The following is a 21,761-nucleotide window of genomic DNA, read 5'->3' on the forward strand; positions in this document are numbered from 1 at the left end:
CCAATACATCGCTTATGAATTCCACCGCAGAGAGTTGGTCATCTGCCATAAATCGTTCCAATCTTGCTTTTTCTGTCCGTGAGCTGTTAACCCGCACCGGCCTTGACGTTGAAACAGAATTTCCGTCAGCGGCTGTTTTAAATGACGTTGTCCGCCGGCATCACCCTGTGAACTGGCCGGGTCCTGAATTTAAAGGACAGTCTTCTTTTGCGCTTTCTGAACAACGTTATTATGAACAGATCATCTTTGAAGATAATGTCGTGCCCACGAGGGAAAACAGCTGGCATGATCTATTCAATGCATTGATCTGGTTGCAGTTTCCACTAACGAAGCGATGTCTGAATAATCTGCATATGCAGGATATCAGTCGTTTCGGCGTAAGCCCCCGTACACCGGCAAGAAATCGTATTACCCATTTTGATGAATGTGGTGTTGTAATTGCTGTACCGGACGATATGAAGGCTCAGGCTGAACCTTTACTCAATGCACTGGCGATGCATAACTGGCAACAGGTTCTGGTTGAACACAGAGACAAATGGGGTCAGTTATTGTTTCCGGTGATATTCGGCCATGCCAATCTCGAAATGTTATTGAACCCGTTTACCGGCCTGACGGGTAAATGGATGGCGGTCACAGTGCCCCGGGGATTTGCTTCTATGTCATTCGAACAACAATGCAGGGAGACGGATTGCGCAATGGAGCAGAAAATCGCTTCCTGTGATGTCTTTCAGAGTAAAGGCATGCTTCATCCTTTACCGTTACTGGGCGTGCCCGGCTGGTACCCGGTGCAGGACCGGCAGTTCTACGCTAATACGGATTATTTTCGGGCTGTATCCTCTAAAAAGCAGTTGCAGATGCCACTGATTTAGTACTGTCCGGCGGGTTTAAAAGTCACTGCTGTGCTTTCAACCCGCCAGTACAAGGTTAAAGCAATACGAAAACCAGCCAGATTCCGTAAATGATGGTGACAGGGGCGGCTGCAACCATCCAGGCTTTTTTGTTGCTGAAACTTGTCCACTGACCAATTGCCACCGCGGTAAGATAAATTGACCATAGCATATCGAACCGGAATTGACCGATATTGTAAAACGCTGAGTCCGGTGTCAATCCAAATATCCATGTAAAGGTAAGCGGGCTGAGACTGGCCGGGTCTATTTCGTGAGTGCTGGCCATCACCAGAACCAGCAGTGCCGCAAAACTGGTAAGCAGAGAGGGAAGTGCGGTCCACCATGTCATTCCGTACCAGTCGGTAAAACCCTGCACTGATTTTTCATCATTGCGGGCCATAAATGTGAGGTATCCGGCATAGATGGCATTCAGGATTATGACGCCAAGAAATACGCTGACGATCGTGCTCCACATTACGAATCCCTGAGTCATCCGTTCTGTAAACGCCTCTTTTTCTGCCGGACTCACGTCGCCCAGTTGCATGTCTGCAATAAAGTTTCTGTACCAGTCGAAATCAATGGTCTGGAAATACAGATAAACCGGAACAAGGCTCATACTCATTAAGATGAAAAACGGAACCCATGACCAGTTGTCAGTGGTAGCCAGCTTTCTGAAAACGCCGTTAGGGCGAAAGAAAGTCTCGCTGATGGCCTGAAAGGGATTAGATATTTCCTGCATAATTACTCCTTTATTTGCGTACAGATGCCATTTTTTTCCTTAATTAACAATGCTGGCACAGGGAACTTTCTTTGTTACCTTAGAGAAAAATGCTGCCTTTGTATACTGACCCTGTACAGAAATATTCTGTCGCATTTTTTTGCTTGAAGAGTGTAATAAAGTTGATTCAAAGTAGACTAGGTTTACTTCTCTTCCGGTAAACAGATAACGGAATTAATAATATCAACAAAGGAAACGCGATGATTGAAATCAGTCAGCTGGCGAAAAAATTCACCATCGAAAACCCGAAAAAATTGAGTGAACAGGAGAAAAAGGATCCCCGGCTGAAAGGGAAATTTTTCCATTCTGTGCAGGATGTTTCGCTAAATTGTGCTTCCGGTGAAGTACTCGGGCTACTCGGGCCTAACGGTGCCGGAAAAACCACCACATTACGTATGCTATCGACAGCGCTGAAGCCCGATACAGGAAGCATCACCATTAATGGTGTTGATGTACTTAAAAAGCCGGTGCTGGCACGCCAGAAAATCGGTTTTTTATCCGGCTCAACCGGCCTGTATGGTCGTCTTACCGGCAGAGAGAACATTGCCTATTTCGGCCAGCTTCACAATATGTCGAAAACCCGTATTGAAGAAAGAATTCAGTCGCTGGCCGATTTGCTGGATTTGCACAGTTTCCTGGATCGACGGTGTGAGAATTTTTCTACCGGTATGAAACAAAAAACGGCAATTGCCCGGGCGGTTATCCATAGTCCCGAAGTGGTCATTCTGGATGAACCCACCACGGGATTGGATATCATGGCCGCGCAGACAGTACTGAACTTTATCCGCGGTTTGAAAGAGCAGGGGATCCCGGTGATTTTCTCCACCCATCACTTAGAGGAAGTTTCGGAACTGTGTGACCGGGTGACCATCGTCAATCATGGACGTACGGTATTTAACGATGATATTGCCACTTTCAGAGCGCTGTCGCCGGGTTCAATGAGCAGTGCATTTTTATCGGCTTTAGGGACGGAGGCGTAATATGTGGTTGGTATTTTTAAAAGAAATTAAAGAGTTAGTACGGGACAGAAAAACACTGTTTTTCATGATTGCTCTGCCTCTGCTGGTGTTTCCTGCTATTTTCGGGGTGGTAACATTTGTTTCTTCAAAGGCTATATCAGATGCTCAGTCTGAAGTGCTTGACTATGCCATCAGTGGTGCAGAATACGCGCCCGAACTGGTATCAAAAATTGCGGAGTCAGAAGACTTTAATCTGGTAGCGTTACCGGAAAACGAAAACATAGAAAGCTGGGTTAAGAATGAACAGGCTGATTTCGTGCTTGTGATCCCGGAAAACTATAATGACGATATTCTCTCCGGCGGACAGATTACCCTTAAGGTTTACTTAAATGATGCAGGTCTCAATTTAGTCCTCTCACGCCTGCAGGCTATCGTAAACGAAATTTCAGAACGCAATCAGCAGGCTGCTTTTGCGCAACTGGGTCTCATCGAAAGTCAGCAGACAGCGCTCATTGAGCCCATGGTCATTGAAAAAGTAGATGTCGCTGACCAGCGGGAAAACTGGGGTGAGAAGATTGGTGGTTTTATTCCCTATATTATTTTTATGTTGTGCCTGCAAGGCGCCATGATACCGGCAACAGATTTAGGCGCCGGGGAAAAAGAAAGAGGTACCCTGGAAACACTACTCATATCGCCTGTACCCCGCCATCATCTGGTGATGGGGAAATTTTTTGCCATTGCCCTTGCCGGGGTGACCTCAGCCATGGTTACGGTAGCAAGTATGGCTGTATGGGGCATTGTGCTGAGTCAGGGCATGGCCATACAACTGGTGGCTGAATTTATGGGGGCCATCAGCGGCACAGATTTTTTACTGATTTTCTTCATGCTCATACCGGTGGTGGCAATTTTCTCATCCATTCTTTTAAGTTTGTCTATTTATGCCAGAAGCTTCAAAGAAGCGCAGGGCTATATGACACCGCTGGTGATGTTTACCATCGTGCCGGTGATCATGGCAATGTTACCCGGTGTCGAGTTGAAAGGTGGCTGGGCATGGGTTCCGCTAACGAATGTGGCGCTGGCGATAAAAGAGCTTATTAAAGGCACAATGGATTATGTGCAGCTGATAGCCATTTTCGGTTCCACCGCACTCATTGCAGCGGCGCTTATCGGTTTTTGTGTTTACTGGTTCAACAAAGAAAAAGTGTTGTTCAGATAATCAGGTAAATTGTTACCGGCATTAAAAAGCCCCGTTCACCATGGTGAACGGGGCTTTTTGCTATTCAACCGTTATCAGAAATACGTCATGTTCAATAACACCAGCACAATGGTGCTGTATGTGATGGAAATGGGTAGTCCGATTTTGATGAAATGTGAGAAACGATAATTCGCCGCATTAAATACCAGCAGGTTAGTCTGGTAACCGTAGGGCGAAATAAAGCTCGCACTGGCAGCAAATGCAACAGCAAGGGCGAATGGCATCAACGGGGCACCGATAAGTCCGGCAACGCCATAGGCGAAGGGGAACATCAGGGCTGCCGCAGCATTGTTGGTCACAAACTCTGTTAACACCAGGGTAGCCAGATAAACTGTACACAGGGCGACGAACCAGTTTGTATCAGAAAGATACGGGATCAGAAAATCAGTACTCAAACTGATAACCCCGGCATTTTCCAACGCACTGGCCAGACTGAGGGCACCGACAATGACCACAATCAGATTCAGTGGCAGATTACGTTTTATCTCTCCGTTACTGGTGACTTTCGCACCTACCAGTATGGCAGCAAAGAACAGTAATCCGATACCAAGGTTTAATGTATCCGTTGCTGACAAAGCCACCACCAGTAAGAAACCACCCATAGTGATCCATTCCTGCCAGTTGGTGAGTGGTCTGGAGATTTTCTGCTCAGACAGAATGAAGAAATTCTTCGACAGGTTCTGTCTGGTCTGGAAATCAGGACCGGTTGCCAGTAACAGGAAATCACCGGCTTGCAGCTTAATTTCCCCCAGTTTACCGGAAAGCTGTTCACCATCACGGCGTATAGCCACAACGGCGGCATCAAACAAGGCCCTGAAACCCAGTGCTTTAATCGTTTGTCCGATAATCTGCGCACGGTTAGAGATGATCACTTCTGTGAGGTTTTCCCGCAGTATGCCGTCAGCTTCAGCGAACATGGTTAAGCCTTTAATATGGCTTAAGCTGTCCAGCTTCTGTACATTGCCGGAAAAAATCAGCTTATCACCCTGATGGATAATAAGTTCCGGTGAAACAGGGCTGATAAGTTGTCCGTCCCGCACAATTTCCACCAGAAAAAGCTCAGGCAGGTTCCGCAGATGGTTTTCCTCGACGGTTTTGCCAATCAACTCAGAGCCCGGCTCCACTTCTGCTTCCACAATGTAAGCGCGGTAGTCGGTTTTTTTATTGGCAATGTCCGGCAATAAGGTCGACAACACAAACATCAGGAAGCCACAGCTTAATCCGGCAGCCAGACCATAGAGTGTAAAGTCCCAGAATGCGAAACCCGGATGGCCGTGTTCCTGCAAAAATGAGTCTACGATCAGGTTCGTTGACGTACCAATCAGCGTGACAGTGCCACCTAAAATGGCCGAGTAAGACAACGGAATTAGCAGGCGCGATGCCGGGTGATACTGGTTTTGTTTTACCGGCCCGATCAGGCTGGCCACAATTGCGGTGTTGTTAAGCAGGGCTGACGAGAAAAACGACAGACCGAACAACCGCCAGTAGGAAACAGTAAAACTGGGCGTGATGAGCTTACGTCCTATTTGCTTAATCAATGCTGTTTTATCAATAGCACTGCTGACCAGCAGTAAAAGGACCAGTGTGATCAGGCCTTTATTGGTTAAGTTATTGAGGATCTCATCGAAGGTGATTTGTTGGGATACAAGTAAAATAAGCATCGCCACCGCGAAAATGGTGGAAGGACGCATATTCGACGCAACTAGTGCAAAAATGGTGCTGAAGAAAACCCCCAGCACCATCAATTGGTTGACATCCATATAAACCGTTCCGGCTCGTTACAGTTTACTGATGTCGATCGCGTTCCAGTGTGGGAAGTGCTTGCGAACCAATTCGTTGAATTCCAGCTCAAAAGCAGAGAACTCAGGCGTTTTGTGTTGCTTGTCTTCGGCCAACTGGTCGATGATCATACCTGCACCAACGGTACCGTTAGTCAGGCGGTCAATTACAATGAAAGCACCGGTCGCACGGTTGCGCTCGTAGCTGTCACAGGCAACTGGCTGAGTGAATTTCAGGTCAACTACGCCAATTTCGTTCAGGTTTAGATGCGCACCCGGCTTCTGTTCCATGGTGTTTACATCAATCTGATATTCTACTTCTGATACAGAACCTGAAGTCGATTTGGTCGCAAATTTAAACAGATACTGTTTATGCGGCATCATCGGCTCTTCAGCCATCCATACCAGGTGAGATTTAAACTGGCTCGACAGCAGCGGCAAATTATCAGACTTAACAATCATATCACCGCGTGAAATATCGATCTCATCTTCCAGTGTCAGGGTAACCGCCTGCGGTACGTAAGCACGTTCCTGATCGCCCTCGAAAGTCACTACTGACTTAACCTTAGACGTTTTCATTGAAGGCAGTGCAGTGATTTCATCGCCAGGTGCAACTTGACCAGATACTACGGTACCCGCGAAGCCACGAAAGTCCAGGTTAGGACGGTTTACATACTGAACCGGGAAGCGGAAGTCGTCTTTGTTGTCATCGTTACCGATTTCAATGGTTTCCAGCATTTCCATGAGAGGTTTGCCAGTATACCAGGGCGACTGTTCGCTGCGGTTTACCACGTTGTCACCCTCAAGGGCTGACAGCGGAATAAACTGAATATCAGGGATATTCAGATTTTCCGAGAACTTCAGGAAGTCAGCTTTGATGTCTTCAAATACTTTTTCACTGAAGCCCATCAGGTCCATTTTGTTCACAGCAACAATAACGTGCTTAATGCCCAGCAGGCTGGCGAGGAACGAGTGACGGCGGGTTTGAGTTTTCACTCCGGCGCGTGCATCAACCATCAGGATGGCCAGGTCACAGGTAGACGCACCGGTAACCATGTTACGGGTGTACTGTTCGTGTCCCGGAGTATCCGCAATGATGAACTTACGCTTATCGGTAGAGAAATAGCGGTACGCTACGTCGATGGTGATACCTTGCTCACGCTCAGACTGCAGACCGTCAACCAGCAGCGCCAGGTCAACTTTGTCACCGGTGGTGCCGCTCTTTTTGCTGTCTTTAGTAATAGCAGCAAGCTGATCTTCATAAATCATTTTTGAGTCATGAAGCAAACGGCCAATCAGCGTACTTTTACCATCGTCTACGCTACCGCAGGTCAGAAAGCGCAGCAGGTCTTTCTTTTCGTGCTGTTCCAGGTAACCCAGAACGTCTTCTTTCAATAATTCGTTATCTACATTCATTGCTTATGCGCTCACTAAGAAATAGGGGTTCAACACAGATTCTTTCTGGTTATACGTCAGGTCCGGGGCATCTTCAGCCAGCGGGTTTGCGCCATCCAGCACGGTGACTTTTGCTCCCGCTGCAGTGGCAACCGCGTGGGCTGCGCCGGTATCCCATTCAGATGTCGGACCTAAACGGGGATAGAGGTGGGCTTCGCCAGAAGCGACCAGGCACAGTTTCAATGAACTGCCCATGGCAACCAGTTCCGCTTCACCGCCGAGATCTTCCAGCAGTTTCTGGATTTCAGGACTCTGATGAGAACGACTGCCTACCACTTTCCAGACTTCACCGTCTGCGTGTTTCTTCGCGGAAATTGAAGTGAATTCGCCATTGGACTCCATCCACGCACCCTGACCATCAATACCCACGTAAGAACGTTTAAGGGCAGGCGCGTAAACCACACCCATCACAGGTTTACCGTTATCGATAAGCGCGATGTTCACTGTAAACTCACCATTTTTCTTGATGAATTCTTTAGTGCCATCCAGAGGGTCAACCAGCCAGTATTTATCCCAGCCACGACGCTCATCCCAGGGAATATCCGCAGATTCCTCTGAAAGGATTGGCAGGTGAGATACTGCTTCCAGGCCGGCAACAATCACTTTATGTGCAGCCAGGTCCGCTTCTGTCAGCGGGCTGGTATCTTCTTTTTCATAAATAGCGAAATCTTTCTCGTAGATTTCCATGATTTTGTCACCAGCTTGTTTGCTGATGGCGAGAATTTTTTCTGCTAATGGATCAGGTAATGCCATTACACAAGTCCTTTTTCTTCAAGCATGGCGTACAAACGTTCCGCAGTTTGTTCTGCCGGTTCGTCTTTATACGTCAGGTGGATCTCCGGGTTCACCGGTGCTTCATAAGTGGAAGAGATACCGGTGAAATGTTTGATTTCACCTGCACGGGCTTTCTTGTATAGCCCTTTTGGATCCCGTGACTCACACACGTCCAGCGGGGTATCAATGAACACTTCCACAAACTCACCTTCTTCAAGCAGATTGCGACAGTAGTCGCGGTCAGCCTGAAACGGAGAGATAAATGCAGTCAGTACAATCACACCGGAATCGACAAACAATTTGGCCACTTCACTTACGCGACGAATATTTTCAACGCGGTCTTCATCGCTGAAGCCCAGGTCGCCACATAAACCGTGACGAACGTTATCGCCGTCGAGCAGATAAGTGTGTTTGCCCTGTTCCTGGAATTTTTGTTCCAGCAGGTTCGAAATGGTGGATTTACCGGAACCGCTGAAGCCTGTCAGCCACAGTACACGTGGCGTCTGACCAAGGCTTTCCGCACGGGTCTTTTTATTGACCTCGTACTTGTGCCATACGATATCCGTCGACATCAGAAGTATCCTTCCATTTTCTTCTTCTCCATAGAACCAGAGCTGTCGTGGTCGATAACACGGCCCTGACGCTCGGAAGTCTTGGTCAGCAGCATTTCCTGGATAACTTCAGGCAGGGTCGCTGCAGTAGACTCAACAGCACCGGTCAGCGGATAACAGCCTAAGGTACGGAAACGTACTGAACGCATTTCTGGCGTTTCACCTTCTTCCAGCGGCATACGGTCGTCATCAACCATAATCAATACACCATCACGCTCTACAACCGGGCGAGGTTTCGCCAGATACAGAGAAGGAATATCGATGTTTTCCAGGTAGATGTACTGCCAGATATCCAGCTCAGTCCAGTTAGACATAGGGAATACACGGATGCTTTCGCCTTTGTTTACGGATGAGTTGTAGATGTTCCACAGCTCAGGACGCTGGTTTTTCGGATCCCAGCGGTGGTTGCTGTCACGGAATGAGTAAACACGCTCTTTCGCACGTGATTTTTCTTCGTCACGGCGGGCACCACCGAATGCAGCATCGAATTTATACTTGTTCAGTGCCTGCTTCAAAGAAGCGGTTTTCATGATGTCTGTGTGCTTTGCACTACCGTGGCTGAACGGACCAACACCGGCATCAACACCTTCCTGGTTGATATGCACTAACAGATCAAAGCCATGTTTTTCTGCTTGCTGGTCACGGAACTCTATCATTTCGTGGAATTTCCACGTGGTATCAACGTGTAGCAAAGGGAAGGGGATTTTGCCTGGCGCAAAGGCTTTGCGGGCAAGGTGTAACAGCACTGAGGAATCCTTTCCGACAGAATATAACATGACCGGATTATCAAATTCCGCAGCAACTTCGCGGAAAATGTGGATGCTCTCGGCTTCGAGTTGTTTCAAATGGGTAATAGACGGTATATCAAGTGTCATTTTCGAGTCCGATAGTTAAGGTTATATGCTAAACGATTATATATATAGAACCCTAACATATTTAGATCACAAAGTAGTAATTCCGATTTGCTATACGAAATAGCCGTTTTATTACCTTGAAACGAATTTGTCATAACAAAAAGCCGCTTATAAAAAGCGGCTTTCCGGTTGCGTATTAACGGTGTAATTCGTGCTTAAGCTAGACGTGCTTTGAGGCCTGAAGCTTTTCATTAAAGCTGTCGAAAACCTCAGTAACACCTTCCCGGGGGGAACCGCTTTTACTGAGCACAATGATAGTTAAGCTGGATAAAATAAAGCCTGGTACGATTTCATACATCCAACTGCTTAAACTTTGTCCGTCAATGGTGAAAGGCAGGTAAATCCAGAGCAATACAGTGACGGCGCCCACAATCATTCCGCCAAGTGCTGCACGGCGGGTCATGTCACGCTTAAACAGGCTGAACAGCACCAGCGGGCCGAATGCCGCACCGAAACCTGCCCAGGCATTACTGACCAGCGAGAGAATCGTGCTGTCACGGTCGTAGGCCAGGTAAATAGCCACTAATGCGACAATAACAACGGAAATCCGCCCGGCAAGTACCAGCTCTTTATCTGACGCATCACGTCTCAGGAACGCTTTGTAAAAATCGCTGGTGAGGGAACTGGATGTAACCAGTAACTGTGATGAGATGGTACTCATGATGGCGGCAAGAATAGCTGCCAGCAGGAAACCACCCACAAGTGGATGGAACAGTAACTGAGATAAATAGATGAATATGGTTTCCGGATCGATGCTATTACCGTTTTGCGTCACGTAAGCCAGTCCGAACAGGCCTGTCATTAACGCACCGATGATGGAAACGATCATCCAGCTCATACCAATGTTACGGGCAGTGGGCACATCTTTGACTGAACGGATAGCCATGAAACGCACAATGATGTGAGGCTGTCCGAAGTAACCAACACCCCATGCCATCAGTGACAGAATACCTATCAGTGAAAGTGCGTCACCACTTTTGGCGTCGGTAAAGGCGTCAAATAACGCCGGGTCGATGGATTTAACTGCATCTACCGCTTCGCCCGGACCGCCTAACTGCATCACGACGACTACCGGTACCATCACCAGAGACACAAACATAATACAGCCCTGGACGAAGTCAGTGATGCTCACTGCCATAAAGCCGCCGAACAGGGTATAAGCCACAACTACACCGGTAGTGACATACAGTCCGGTTTCATAGCTCAAACCAAAGGATGATTCGAACAGTTTACCCCCTGCAACCACGCCGGATGACGTATAAAGGGTAAAGAATATGACAATCACCACCGAGGCAATAACACGCAGCAACCGGGAGTTGTCTGCGAAACGGTTTTCGAAATAGTCGGGGAGGGTAACTGCGTTGTTAGCAATTTCTGTGTATAAGCGCAGGCGCGGGGCAACAAGTATATAGTTTGCGAAAGCACCAATGATGAGACCAAGTGCAATCCAGCCTGCGGAGATCCCGGAAACATACATAGCGCCCGGCAGGCCCATCAGCATCCATCCGCTCATATCAGATGCACCGGCAGACAGTGCGGTTACCGCCGGGCCCAATTGTCTTCCGCCCAGCATGTAACCTTCCACGTCACTATTAGTCTGGCGGTAAGAGAAAAGTCCGATGCCGAGCATGGCCGCAAAATAAATGCCCAGAGAAATCAGCGTACCTGTTTCCATATTATTCCTTCCTGTTTTTTCTCTTATGCTAACAGGAAGTAGATACAGTCTCTATGGCAGTCTGATTTATCTGTCTTTTCAATCGGGCATTTAACTTTGCACCTGACCGGTTTGCATGAAATTCACACAAGCCGGCAGATTATGCAGAAAAGCTGATACTGCTTTTTACTTTTTTCACCAGCGGGTTCAGATCAGCACCTTTATCGCCTACCACCATAATGCTGGCGTTTTGCAGGGACCAGCTTTCGCCGTGATACTTTTCATCGGCGAAAGCAGACGGCACCGGATTGCTGTCATTATGGGGCATAACAAACACCGACATTTTCCCCTGGTCTGTGTTTAAAATCAGGTGCAAGGTTTGCTGACGGTTAAGATGGCAGTAGTTGGCCACAGCCACATCACCGATAGACTGTAAAAATGTACCGCCGAAACCGGCCAGTTTCGCATTGACCTGCTGCATGCCAACCTCAATGCCGGAATGAGGTGTTTCAATTTCTGCGTAGCGCATGTGTGCCAGTGCTTCTGAGCCGATATCTGCAGGCGCCTGATTAAGTACCATGGTGCCGGTAACACCGGCCATAAATGCCACGGAAGCGGCCATGGCAATAAACCACCGGCTGCGGCGCTTATGACGGTTGAATTCGCCGGTAGCCTGTTGCCATATGAGCTTATGCGCCAGATCGTCGGGTACAGGTACTTTGGCTGCCTGCAGCAATTTACCGTCAAGTTGCTGAAGTGACGATTTCAAAGCGGCTTTGTCGCTGTCGCCTTTAATGGCATCCAGCATGTCTTTGTCTGTCGTATTGGGATCGGCATAAATACGACGGCGGAATTCTAAATCATCCATTATGGCGACCTCTCTGGTGTGCTGAATCACTATCCAGCATGTCTCTGAGTTGATTACGGGCGCGGAATAACCGCGTCATCACGGTATTCTTATTCAGCGACAGTTGCTCTGCGATTTCCTCACCGGAATAGCCGAAAATGAGCTGCAGGATCAATGGCTCCCGGTAATCTGCCGGTAATCTGGCAATGAGTATCCGGAGTTCTTCTGTGTCATCCCCGTTTCCGGCATGAAATGCTTCGTCAGCCACCGGCACATCATCAATATCCACCGTCTCGAGCTGTTTGCGTTCAAATCGTCTGGCATTCTCCCGCCTGACGATGGTGATAAGCCAGGATTTAGCTGATTTCTCATCCTTCAACCCGTCCAGTGAACGCCATGCCCGCAGAAAAGTTTCCTGAACAATATCTTCAGCCACCGCCGGGTCGCGGGTGAGCCAGTACGCATAGCGATAAATATCGCCATGAAATGCGTGAACCAGTGCTTCGTAACGTTGTTGTTTTTCTTTCATGACAGTTAAGACCTGTCGCATGTCAGAAAACTTTCAGTGTGAGAGAATATTTTTAGCCTGGCAGGATTGAGAGAAGCAGGCAACCTTAAATGGTTGCCTGTTTAACGTGTTGGCTTTTTTACAAAGATTGTTGCTGTTCAATCCAGCGGTTAATCTTTTCTTCCAGTACTGACAAGGGCACCGGACCGTCTTTTAACACTTCATCGTGGAAGCCCGCATAAGTGAATTTATCACCCAGCGCCTCTTGCGCCTTGCTACGCAGTTCCATGATTTTCAGTTTGCCAATCATATACGCTGTGGCCTGGCCCGGCATGGCGATGTATCTCTCAATTGCTTTGACTACATCAGGTTCAGGGTTGGGGGTGTTTTCCAGTAAGTACTGAATCGCTTCTTCCCGTGACCACTGTTTAGCATGCATGCCCGTGTCTACCACCAGACGGCATGCGCGCCAGAGCTCCATAGCAAGGCGGCCGAAATCTGAATAGGGATCTTCATAAAAGCCCATATCTTTCGCCAGCTCTTCCGTATAAAGGCCCCAGCCCTCGGTATAGGCTGTGGCACTCAGATACTTTTGAAATTCAGGAATACCATCAAGCTCCTGAGCAATAGCCCGCTGCATGTGGTGACCCGGGATCCCTTCATGGTAGGCCAGTGCTTCAAGCTGATAGGTGGGCATGGCGTCCATGGTGTAAAGGTTGGCGTAATAGGTACCGGGACGGCTGCCATCCTGAGAAGGACTTTGATAGAACGCCTTGCCGGCAGATTGCTCGCGGAAGGGTTCAACACGTTTTACTATCATGTCTGCTTTCGGAATTAAGCCGAAATAATCCGGCAGCGCTTTTCGCATTTCATCAACTGCCTGCGTTGCTGCCTGCAAGTATTCTTCACGGCCATCATCCGTGTCCGGGTAATAAAACTGAGGATCGGTGCGCATGAATTCGAAAAATTCCTGTAACGACCCGTCGAAACCGACCTTGTCTTTGATGGCTTCCATAGCTTTGTGGATTCGTTCTACATTATCCAGCCCGATCTGATGTATTTCTTCAGCGTTAAGATCTGTCGTCGTGAACCAGGCGAGGCGGTTTGCATACCATTTGTCACCGTCGGGCAGGCGCCACACGCCGTCACCTTCCGGTGAAAGGGTTTTCTGGTGAGCGAAAGCGGCCATAATCGCTTCATAAGCCGGTTTAACAGAGGTAACCAGAGCAGCTTTGGCTTCGCCCAGCAGGGTCTGTTTTTCAACATCATCAATGGGCAGCGCGTTTACCTTGTTCTGAAAATCTTCCCAAATGGTCGAAGGTGTCTCTGAAGTATCGAAAGGCGCGCCGGTAATGACATTTTGCGCGGCGGCAATCATCTGGTCGTAGGCCCATTTCGGTGGATACACGCCGGCTTTTTCCCGCAGTGCCATTTGCTCTATAACCTGATCGAAATATTCATCTACCTTATCCAGACGGGAAATGTAGGCTTTAGCGTCAGACACATCACTGACGCGATGAATATTGATCAAAAAACTTGGTACGCTGGTGTGCGCCGCACGGAACTGATGAACAACATAAGTATGGTGTCTGAATTCATCGTTAGCGAGTTCACGCTCTATGCCCGTACGGTAAAGACGTAAACTGAGCTTTTCCTGCTCAGTGAGTGTTTCAGGGTTAAAGCTGTCCAGTTCTTCAAGACGATTTTTCTTAATGGCGATGGTCTGCTCTTTATGCTCTTCGCTTAGATCATTCCATTCGCCGTAATTCCATTTTTTCCCGAGCCGGCTTTGAAATTCCGGTGAGCGCTTCAAATCTTCTTCAAACGTCCGTTCAAAAAACGCGTTTAAACGCTCAGATTCGCTTTGATTGGCCAGGGTGCCGGCTGGTGGCTCCGGTTGTGCTGGTGCAGCAGTTTCCGGTGCCGGTGAACAGGCCGTCAACGCTGCAACAATCAGCGCCAGCGGCGTAAATTTAAATGATGAAAGTGTTTTCAAACTGAGTCTCCCGGTAAATATTGTGCTTGTACGGAAGACGCAGAGATCAGGATGACTGGCCTTCCGGATACAGAGGTGGCAGCGCTGAATTGCTCTGCTTCGTGTTCTGTTGCCTGATGGCCTGAATACTCTGTAACAGTGCCTTTCTATCCCATTGTTGTGGTTTATCGCTATATTGACTCGATAACATGGCATCAATTTGCGGTTGAAGGCCGGATTTTCTGAGATAAATGTCTGCCGGCACGGCGGGACTATGTTGTTTGCCAGCCAGAAATGCCCACTGTCTGAGCGCTTTTTGTACCTCTCCCGGTGCACCGGACTGAATGACTTTTTGCAGCGTATTAAACGCCTGCTTTTCGTCATTGCCTGCAGAGCCGCGCCCATCTGATGGCTTTTCACCTTGCATCACCGGACGACGTCTGAAGTAAATAACAGTAAAAATCCAGCCGGCAAGCGTCACTATCCATAATGCACAGACAATCCACAGCAGGGTATCGTTACTTTCTGCCGGTGCAGATTGCGGCACCGTTCCTTGAGCACCTTGCGGTATATCCGGCTGTGTAGCGGGGGCGGGCAGGGCTGTATTATCAGATTGCGCCTGAGTAAGCGGTGCAGACTGAACTGGCGTTGCCGTTGCTGAAGCCGGCGCTACGGTAATTTTCTTCGCCGGTAACCGGGCAGTTTCCGTTTTACCGGTCAGCACATTAAACCAGGGCACAGTTACCTCAGGTAGAATGAAGTCGCCGGCCTGAGTGGGGATCATCGCCAGTGTCTCGACCCGCTGGGCGATGAGCGTATTGTTTTTGTTTACGGTAGCCGTACTGGCCTGGTCAGGGTAGAGCTTGAATCCGGGCGGATACATCTGAGGTAGTTCAGGTAACTGCTCTTCCACTACACCCATTGCTGTCAGGGTGATAGTGCGGGTAACCGGTTCACCTACAGTAAAAGACGATTGTTGCGGCCACTCTTCGTTCAGTGACACATATTCGCTGGGTAACCAGTGGTAATCAATATCAGCAGGCACGGGCTTAACGTGAATAGTAATATCCGGACCGAGGCGGTTGATTTGCTTTGTGCGGTTGAAGAAACCAAAGCGGGTATTCGGATCCTGAGCCAGAACTTCACCGGCGAATACCGGTCCCTTAATAGTAAATTCGCCTGAGCTTTGCGGCACAATTGCAAACGTACGCTCAATAACCTGATACCGCTTACCGTTCACAATATCAGAATATTGCTTGTCGTCACCTAATTGCTGAATTTGCGCATCTTTAAGTTCCGGTGCCTGCAGGCTGCCACGTTCAATATTGGACGCCAGATATAATTTGGCAGTGTAAAGTAACTGCTGGTGAAGATAGACCTCACTGGTGTCCACATCCGTCGTCAGATAATAATCTCTGGCGGGTTCATCCTGACCGGCTTGTACCGGAATCACGTTTACCGTCAAAGGTTTTGTTTGTTTTCCTTCTACAGTCAGCGCAGGAATCGTAAAGTTACCTTCACCACGGGGAAACAGAGTAGTCGTCCAGGTAACGGTTTCTTCTTTATCAAAATTGATAATACGTGTTTGTGTACTCACCGATGTGCGGCCAACCACAAAGTCTTTCAGTAAGGGGGAGCTGTCGAATGCTTCTCTGGCAGGATCGCCCTGAGCGGTGACAGTTAATTGTATCGCTTCGTCCACCATCACCGGGTTTTTATCAATGGTTGCTTCAACCCGGGTGACGTCAGCCAGGGCCGGATGTGCCAGGCACAGAAAGAGAAAGATTGAAAAGAGAGATTGTTTCATTACCACTCGCTCCGGTTTGATGGCGGTCCCTGACGACGTCGTTGTTGTGCTTCAAGTTGCATTTTGCGTTTAAGCAGAAATGCAGGATCATCAGGGATTTTCTTCATCAAATTATCCAAACGTTGCATTTTTTCTTTTTCTTCGTCTGTCAGTTCGCCGGTCTGAGCCTGCGCTGACTGATTTTGCTGCTGTTCACCTTCTTCTGCCTGTGCAGGAGACTGTGACTCACTTTCTTTGCTTTCCTCTTCCTGACCGTCAGCTTGTTCATTCTGCTGTTCCTGGCCGGGCGACTGAGACTCTTCATCGCGATTTTCGCTCTGTTGATCTTCTCCTTCACCGCCTTGCTGTTGCTGGTCACCGGAAGATTGTGACTGATCGTTCTGTTGCTGTTCGTCGCTGCCGTTATTCTCATCATTCTGACCCTGCTGGCCGTCCTGAGGCTGCTGGTTATCCCCGTTCTGATCCTGCTGGTCCTGATTTTGTTGCTGGTTTTGCTGCTCCTGCTGTTGCTTTTCCTGCTCCTGTTTCATTTGCTCAAGCAGGGCTTTATTGGCTTTCGCATCAGCATGCTCCGGATCCCGCTTTAATACTTCATCGTAACGGGCAATGGCGTCATCCAGCTTCCCCAGTTGCGCCAGCGCATTGCCCTGGTTGTACACGGCATCTGTACTGTCTGAGCGGGAAAATGCATCCAGTGCCTGCTCATAATTACCGGACTCATAAGCTGCTGCACCTTGCCATTCCGCAGATTTGAAGGTATCAGCAGCGGTACTAAAATTGCCAGCGTCGTATTCCTTTTCTCCCTGCTGGTCGGCATTCAGAAACGGCGTTTCATACCAGGTGATTACAGGAGTTTCTGCTTCCGGTTCCCCGTCTGTGGCCGGCCCGCTGGCCTGTGCAAAGACCGGTTGCGGCGTGGCTGCAAGCAATGGAACCAGTAATAGGGTGAGTACAACTCCGCGACGGAAAGCGTAAGCGGCAACGGGTAAAATCATCAACAACAGCCAGGGGCCCAGCTCTGCCCACTGATCGCCATCCTGAGACGTTTGTTCTCCGGTTTCTTCTGCGTTGTTGTGCAGTAAATTCCGGCCTGTAAGACGTTTAATATCACCGTCGCCTGCAGACAGCTTGCTGTACGCACCGCCTGATGCACTGGCGAGATTTTGCAGTTGCTGACCCCGTAGTTTGGGGATAACAATCTGACCGCGCTGATCTTTTAATAACTGCCCGTCAAGCTGACGGATTGGCGCACCTTCTTCCGTGCCTACGCCTAAAATATTGACCGTATAAGGCAGTTCACTGATAAGAGAGCGCAGATCCTGAGCCTGTGGCAGGGTAATACCGTCGGTCAGCCAGTAAATATTCCCTTGCTGATAGCCGGCGTTTTGCAGCAAATCTGCCGCTTCCTGAATGCCCCGGTAAGGATCACTGCCGGCGACAGGCATAATCTCAGGGCTTAAACCGGGTAACAGGGCAACCAGGTTGCCGGCATCCGCAGTCAGCGGACTGATAGTGAATGCATCACCGGCGTAGGCGACCAGTCCCGTTTCGCCTTCATCAATGCTGTTTATCAGATCAATCGCTTTATATTTGGCACGGGTTAATCTGTCCGGCGACACATCGGTTGCGCGCATCGACAGCGACATATCAATGACCACCACATGGCCTTCCTGCACCTGAAAAACAGGCTGGGGCAAACGCTCCCAAACCGGTCCTGCAAGGGCAACCACACAGATAAACCAGCACAAAGCAAGAAGACTGAGCGGAGCCTGCTTTCCTGCAACGGCTTTGCCGGCAATCAGATGCTTATACAGGTGAGATGGAATAACACTTTGCCAGCCTGACTGACTGCGACGATATTGCCTGATAAGCATTATCAGCAGACACAGGGGGAGCAGGGCGGCAAACCATTCCGGGCGGAGAAAATGAAAATCGTGAACAGGAAAATTCATGCTTGTCCTCCTGCGCGTGTACGGCCGTTTACCCGGTACCAGATATTTTTAAAGCAATATAGCAGTGCCGGTAATACTGTTAACAGTAAGGCCAGCGATAAGGGATAAAAGAACAGGGCAGTACGTGGACGGAGTTTTCTTGCTTCCCCTTCGACGGGCTCAAGTTTGTCCAGCGTCTCATAAATACTGTTCAGTTCCTGTACATTGCGGGCACGGAAATACTGACCACCGGTAGATTCCGCAAGATCGGTGAGCATATCTTCATCCAGTTCCTGAGAAGGGTTGACCTGACGGCTACCAAAAAAGCTGCGGATGAGCATTTTATCTGCCCCTACGCCAATGGTATACACTGTCGCGCCACTTTCAATTGCCAGTTCTTTAGCCTGCTCCGGTGTGATATTTCCTGCCGTATTCTGACCATCGGTCAGCAGAATAACCACTTTGTTAGAGTCTTCACGTTGTTTAAAACGTTTTACAGCAAGGCCAATAGCATCGCCGATAGCCGTTTGCTCCCCGACCAGACCAATGACAGATTCATCCAGCAGGGTAGCAACGGTCTGACGGTCGTAGGTAAGCGGTGCCTGAAGGTAAGCGGTGTCTGCAAACAGAATTAAACCGAGACGGTCGCCGACACGGCGTTCAATAAAATCGTGGAGGACAGATTTTATCATGACCAGGCGGTTCACCTGACGGCCGTTAACTTCCATATCATCAATTTTCATACTGCCGGACAAGTCCACCGCGAGCATTAATTCCCTGCCTTCATTCGGGATACTCACTGGTTCGCCCAACCATTGGGGGCGGGCAGCGGCGCAGACCAGTAAAGTCCAGCTTATGATGGCAATAACCGTCAGCCAACGGGAGCGGCCGTGTTTATTCACAGCGCTTTCGCTACCCGGAATTAATGCGGGCACTTTAAGTGCCGCGCCCTGAGAGCGTGGCTGTGCCGGAAGCAACATAAATAATAAAGGTAACGGAAGGGCGAACCATGCCCACCACCATGCAAATTCAAACATTGCGGGCTGACTCCTTTACAGAACTGCGTAAAGAAAAGGTATAAATACGCGCTTTTCGCACCCATAACAGGGCAGCGGATTTCATCGCTTCTGCCTGTTCCGGTGTGACGCCTTGCGGACGGAACATGTTACTGTTCGCCGGTGAAAATCCTGCGGTAAATGAGCCGCGTTCTTTTTCGGGCAGGGCTGACGTTAAGTAGTGCTGCCATTCTTCTCCTGACCCGGATGAAGCCATTGCCTTTTCATCATAATGACGGCTGACCCGCTTCAGGATGGCATTGATATTTGCCGGGGCAGTGCTTACTTGCGTATCTGTGCTGGCAAGGAGGGTGAGGGCTTCCCGTTTCGCACCGGTAAACCTGCGGTGTTTCCGCCACATGATGACGGCACTGATAAGAATAATAAGTACAACAGCAATCAGCGCCCACCAACCCCAGGCAAGCGGCCACGCGCTGACTTCTGCCGGTGTGTGAATAGCTTTTAACTGATCTAACGGATTTTGTCCGGCAGGAGGTGTCATCGTGGCTGCCTCCCCAGCATTTCAAGCTGTTGCTCCAGGGGTAAACCGGCGGAAACCTGGCTGAATTTGATCATCTTCGACTGGAAGAAGCTTTCAATACTCATTCTTACTTCTCCCCGCCACTGACTGTATTTTTTACCCAGAGACTTATCGCCCAGCAGCCAGCTTTGTTCATCTGCGCCATTGGTCACGCTGACTTGCTGAGATACCGCTACGTCGGGCAGATGGGTATCCATGGGATCGCCTACGCGGATAGCATGTACGTCGCAATGTCTGGCGAGATGACTGAGGGGCTGTTCTGCGCCTTGCTGCAGGTTTTCAAAATCGGAAATTAAATAAACCAGGCTGCCCGGTCTGGCTAAACGGCGTAGCCTGAGGCAGGCATCTGAAAATGCCTGTGACGTTTGTGCGTCTTTTTGAGCGGCCCCCTGTTGCACGCGGATCAACTCGTGACACAGAGATAACACAGCACGCTGACGGGAAAGCGGCTTACATTCCCGGTGCATGGTGTCGTTAAAAATAAATGCACCGACTTTATCGCCCCTTGCGGCGGCAGACCAGCTCAGCAGGGCGGCGATATGGGCAGCCTGAACAGATTTCAGCAGCAATTGACTACCAAACTGCATGCCGGCGGTTAAATCGCATAAAATAAACACCGGCCGTTCCCGCTCTTCACGATATATTTTCGTGTGGGTTTTGCCTGTGCGGGCGGTGACCCGCCAGTCGATTGCACGGATATCGTCGCCCGGCTGGTAATGCCTGGCTTCATCAAACTCCATGCCTCTGCCTTTGTGCCGGCTCAGGTAACCACCGGACATCAGCGCCCTGGGCGGTGTAGCCGGTTTCAGATTTAGCAGTTTGGTTAGTTGCTGGTAACGGATCAACTCACTCAGCGACAGGTTTACTCCGTCGCTTTTCAGTGCCGCCAGCGTATCATGTACGGCGTTCATCAGCTTAAGGTACTGCCACCAGGTTTAAAATGTTGTCCAGTACCTGATCCACAGTAATGCCTTCCGCTTCGGCTTCGTAGGACAAAATAATCCGGTGACGTAACACATTATGTGCCACAGCCTGAATGTCATCCGGCCCGACGAAATCACGTCCGGCCAGCCACGCGTGGGCACGGGCACAGCGGTCAAGGGCAATGGTGGCCCGCGGGCTTACACCAAATTCTATCCAGTTCGCCATTTTTGCATCAAACGCTTCAGGCGTCCGGGTCGCCATAACGATCTGAACCAGGTATTGCTCCAGTTCCGGTGCCATATGCAAAGACAAGGCAGCATTTCTGGCAGTGAATATATCCTGCTGGCTCAGAGAAGGTGGTGCAACGGTGGCTTTTTTCAGCTCTTCATCGCGGGTAAGGCGCAGAATCGACAGCTCAGTGTCAGCGCCCGGGTAATCAATACTCACGTGCATCAGGAAGCGGTCAAGTTGAGCTTCCGGCAACGGGTACGTCCCTTCCTGTTCAAGGGGATTTTGCGTGGCCATGACAAGGAACAGCGGCGGTAACGCATAAGTTTTATTTCCCACTGTAATTTGACGTTCAGCCATGGCTTCTAACAGCGCAGACTGCACTTTGGCAGGCGCCCGGTTAATTTCGTCAGCCAGTACCAGGTTATGGAAAAGGGGGCCCTGCTGAAATACAAACTCACCGGTCTCAGGGCGATAAATGTCTGTTCCGGTTAAATCTGCCGGTAACAGATCAGGGGTAAACTGAACACGGTGAAAATCGCCGTCAATACCATGAGCGAGTGCATTAATCGCCCGGGTTTTTGCCAGCCCCGGCGGGCCTTCAACCAGCATATGTCCATCGGCTAAAAGCGCAATCAACAGGCTTTTCGTCAGTTCACTCTGACCAATAATCTGGGAGTCTAAATAAGTATGAAGTTGTTGAAACTGCTCTGCAGACATAGTGATTTAATCCACTTTTATTTTTTGAAACCAGCGCACAATTACGTTGACCGGCTACCTGATCACTCAGTTGTACCTGTGTTCTGTGCAACCTTGCAAATGAACCGTCAGGGCAGACAACGCAATGCAATCTTTTACATAGCCGGATGAGTACTTATAC

General features: G+C 49.3%; 19 protein-coding genes. 3 read left to right on the plus strand and 16 right to left on the minus strand.

Annotated elements, in window-relative coordinates:
- Positions 1-14: 14 nt before the first annotated feature.
- Complete coding sequence (locus tag ACXAGC_RS13205) at positions 15-869, plus strand: DUF3025 domain-containing protein (RefSeq protein ID WP_474844753.1); 855 nt, start codon at positions 15-17, stop codon at positions 867-869.
- 55 nt (positions 870-924) lie between these two features.
- Here ACXAGC_RS13205 and ACXAGC_RS13210 read toward each other — a convergent pair whose 3' ends face one another.
- Complete coding sequence (locus ACXAGC_RS13210) at positions 925-1,626, minus strand: YIP1 family protein (RefSeq protein WP_474844754.1); 702 nt, start codon at positions 1,624-1,626, stop codon at positions 925-927.
- 239 nt (positions 1,627-1,865) lie between these two features.
- On the opposite strand from ACXAGC_RS13210, the gene ACXAGC_RS13215 reads away from it, so the two are divergent.
- Both ACXAGC_RS13215 and ACXAGC_RS13220 read left to right on the plus strand, forming a co-directional pair.
- Positions 1,866-2,645, plus strand: a complete 780-nt coding sequence (locus ACXAGC_RS13215) for an ABC transporter ATP-binding protein (protein ID WP_303575030.1) — start codon at positions 1,866-1,868, stop codon at positions 2,643-2,645.
- Position 2,646: 1 nt separating this feature from the next.
- On the plus strand, positions 2,647-3,840 hold the full coding sequence (locus tag ACXAGC_RS13220; protein ID WP_474844755.1) for an ABC transporter permease: 1,194 nt from the start codon (positions 2,647-2,649) through the stop codon (positions 3,838-3,840).
- Between the two features lie 74 nt (positions 3,841-3,914).
- On the opposite strand, the gene ACXAGC_RS13225 is transcribed toward ACXAGC_RS13220, so the two are convergent.
- From ACXAGC_RS13225 to ACXAGC_RS13295, 15 genes are all read right to left on the minus strand, one after another.
- Positions 3,915-5,639 carry an SLC13 family permease gene (locus ACXAGC_RS13225; RefSeq protein WP_474844756.1) on the minus strand — a complete coding sequence of 575 codons (1,725 nt, stop codon included), beginning with the start codon at positions 5,637-5,639 and terminating at the stop codon, positions 3,915-3,917.
- An 18-nt stretch (positions 5,640-5,657) separates the two neighbouring features.
- On the minus strand, positions 5,658-7,073 hold the full coding sequence (cysN, locus tag ACXAGC_RS13230; RefSeq protein ID WP_474844757.1) for a sulfate adenylyltransferase subunit CysN: 1,416 nt from the start codon (positions 7,071-7,073) through the stop codon (positions 5,658-5,660).
- 3 nt (positions 7,074-7,076) lie between these two features.
- Positions 7,077-7,865, minus strand: a complete 789-nt coding sequence (gene cysQ / locus ACXAGC_RS13235; protein ID WP_474844758.1) for a 3'(2'),5'-bisphosphate nucleotidase CysQ — start codon at positions 7,863-7,865, stop codon at positions 7,077-7,079.
- Positions 7,865-8,458 carry an adenylyl-sulfate kinase gene (cysC, locus tag ACXAGC_RS13240; RefSeq protein ID WP_119500757.1) on the minus strand — a complete coding sequence of 198 codons (594 nt, stop codon included), beginning with the start codon at positions 8,456-8,458 and terminating at the stop codon, positions 7,865-7,867. The genes cysQ and cysC overlap by 1 nt, the downstream gene beginning before the upstream one ends.
- Positions 8,458-9,372 (minus strand): sulfate adenylyltransferase subunit CysD, encoded by a 915-nt coding sequence (cysD, locus tag ACXAGC_RS13245; RefSeq protein ID WP_119500758.1) that lies wholly within the window; start codon positions 9,370-9,372, stop codon positions 8,458-8,460. The genes cysC and cysD overlap by 1 nt, the downstream gene beginning before the upstream one ends.
- Before the next feature lie 199 nt (positions 9,373-9,571).
- A complete protein-coding gene (putP, locus tag ACXAGC_RS13250; RefSeq protein WP_474844759.1) occupies positions 9,572-11,086 on the minus strand; it encodes a sodium/proline symporter PutP in 1,515 nt (504 codons plus the stop codon).
- Positions 11,087-11,225: 139 nt separating this feature from the next.
- Positions 11,226-11,933, minus strand: a complete 708-nt coding sequence (locus ACXAGC_RS13255) for a DUF3379 family protein (RefSeq protein WP_474844760.1) — start codon at positions 11,931-11,933, stop codon at positions 11,226-11,228.
- The gene (locus ACXAGC_RS13260) at positions 11,926-12,441 is read right to left on the minus strand and encodes a sigma-70 family RNA polymerase sigma factor (protein WP_474844761.1); all 516 of its coding nucleotides are present in this window, start codon (positions 12,439-12,441) and stop codon (positions 11,926-11,928) included. Before ACXAGC_RS13260 ends, ACXAGC_RS13255 begins: the two co-directional genes overlap by 8 nt.
- Positions 12,442-12,559: 118 nt before the next feature.
- A complete protein-coding gene (locus ACXAGC_RS13265) occupies positions 12,560-14,416 on the minus strand; it encodes a DUF885 domain-containing protein (protein ID WP_474844762.1) in 1,857 nt (618 codons plus the stop codon).
- Between the two features lie 46 nt (positions 14,417-14,462).
- On the minus strand, positions 14,463-16,202 hold the full coding sequence (locus ACXAGC_RS13270; protein ID WP_474844763.1) for a BatD family protein: 1,740 nt from the start codon (positions 16,200-16,202) through the stop codon (positions 14,463-14,465).
- Positions 16,202-18,154 carry a vWA domain-containing protein gene (locus tag ACXAGC_RS13275; RefSeq protein WP_474844764.1) on the minus strand — a complete coding sequence of 651 codons (1,953 nt, stop codon included), beginning with the start codon at positions 18,152-18,154 and terminating at the stop codon, positions 16,202-16,204. The genes ACXAGC_RS13270 and ACXAGC_RS13275 overlap by 1 nt, the downstream gene beginning before the upstream one ends.
- Entirely contained in the window at positions 18,151-19,170 is a 1,020-nt protein-coding gene (locus ACXAGC_RS13280; protein ID WP_474844765.1) for a vWA domain-containing protein, read from the minus strand. Before ACXAGC_RS13280 ends, ACXAGC_RS13275 begins: the two co-directional genes overlap by 4 nt.
- Positions 19,163-19,690, minus strand: coding sequence for a DUF4381 domain-containing protein (locus ACXAGC_RS13285; protein ID WP_474844766.1), 528 nt, complete (start codon positions 19,688-19,690; stop codon positions 19,163-19,165). The genes ACXAGC_RS13280 and ACXAGC_RS13285 overlap by 8 nt, the downstream gene beginning before the upstream one ends.
- Positions 19,687-20,640 carry a DUF58 domain-containing protein gene (locus ACXAGC_RS13290; RefSeq protein ID WP_474844767.1) on the minus strand — a complete coding sequence of 318 codons (954 nt, stop codon included), beginning with the start codon at positions 20,638-20,640 and terminating at the stop codon, positions 19,687-19,689. The genes ACXAGC_RS13285 and ACXAGC_RS13290 overlap by 4 nt, the downstream gene beginning before the upstream one ends.
- Before the next feature lie 4 nt (positions 20,641-20,644).
- Positions 20,645-21,601, minus strand: a complete 957-nt coding sequence (locus ACXAGC_RS13295; protein WP_303575015.1) for an AAA family ATPase — start codon at positions 21,599-21,601, stop codon at positions 20,645-20,647.
- Between the last annotated feature and the right edge of the window lie 160 nt (positions 21,602-21,761).

Source organism: Alteromonas sp. AWJ4_197 (assembly GCF_056160285.1).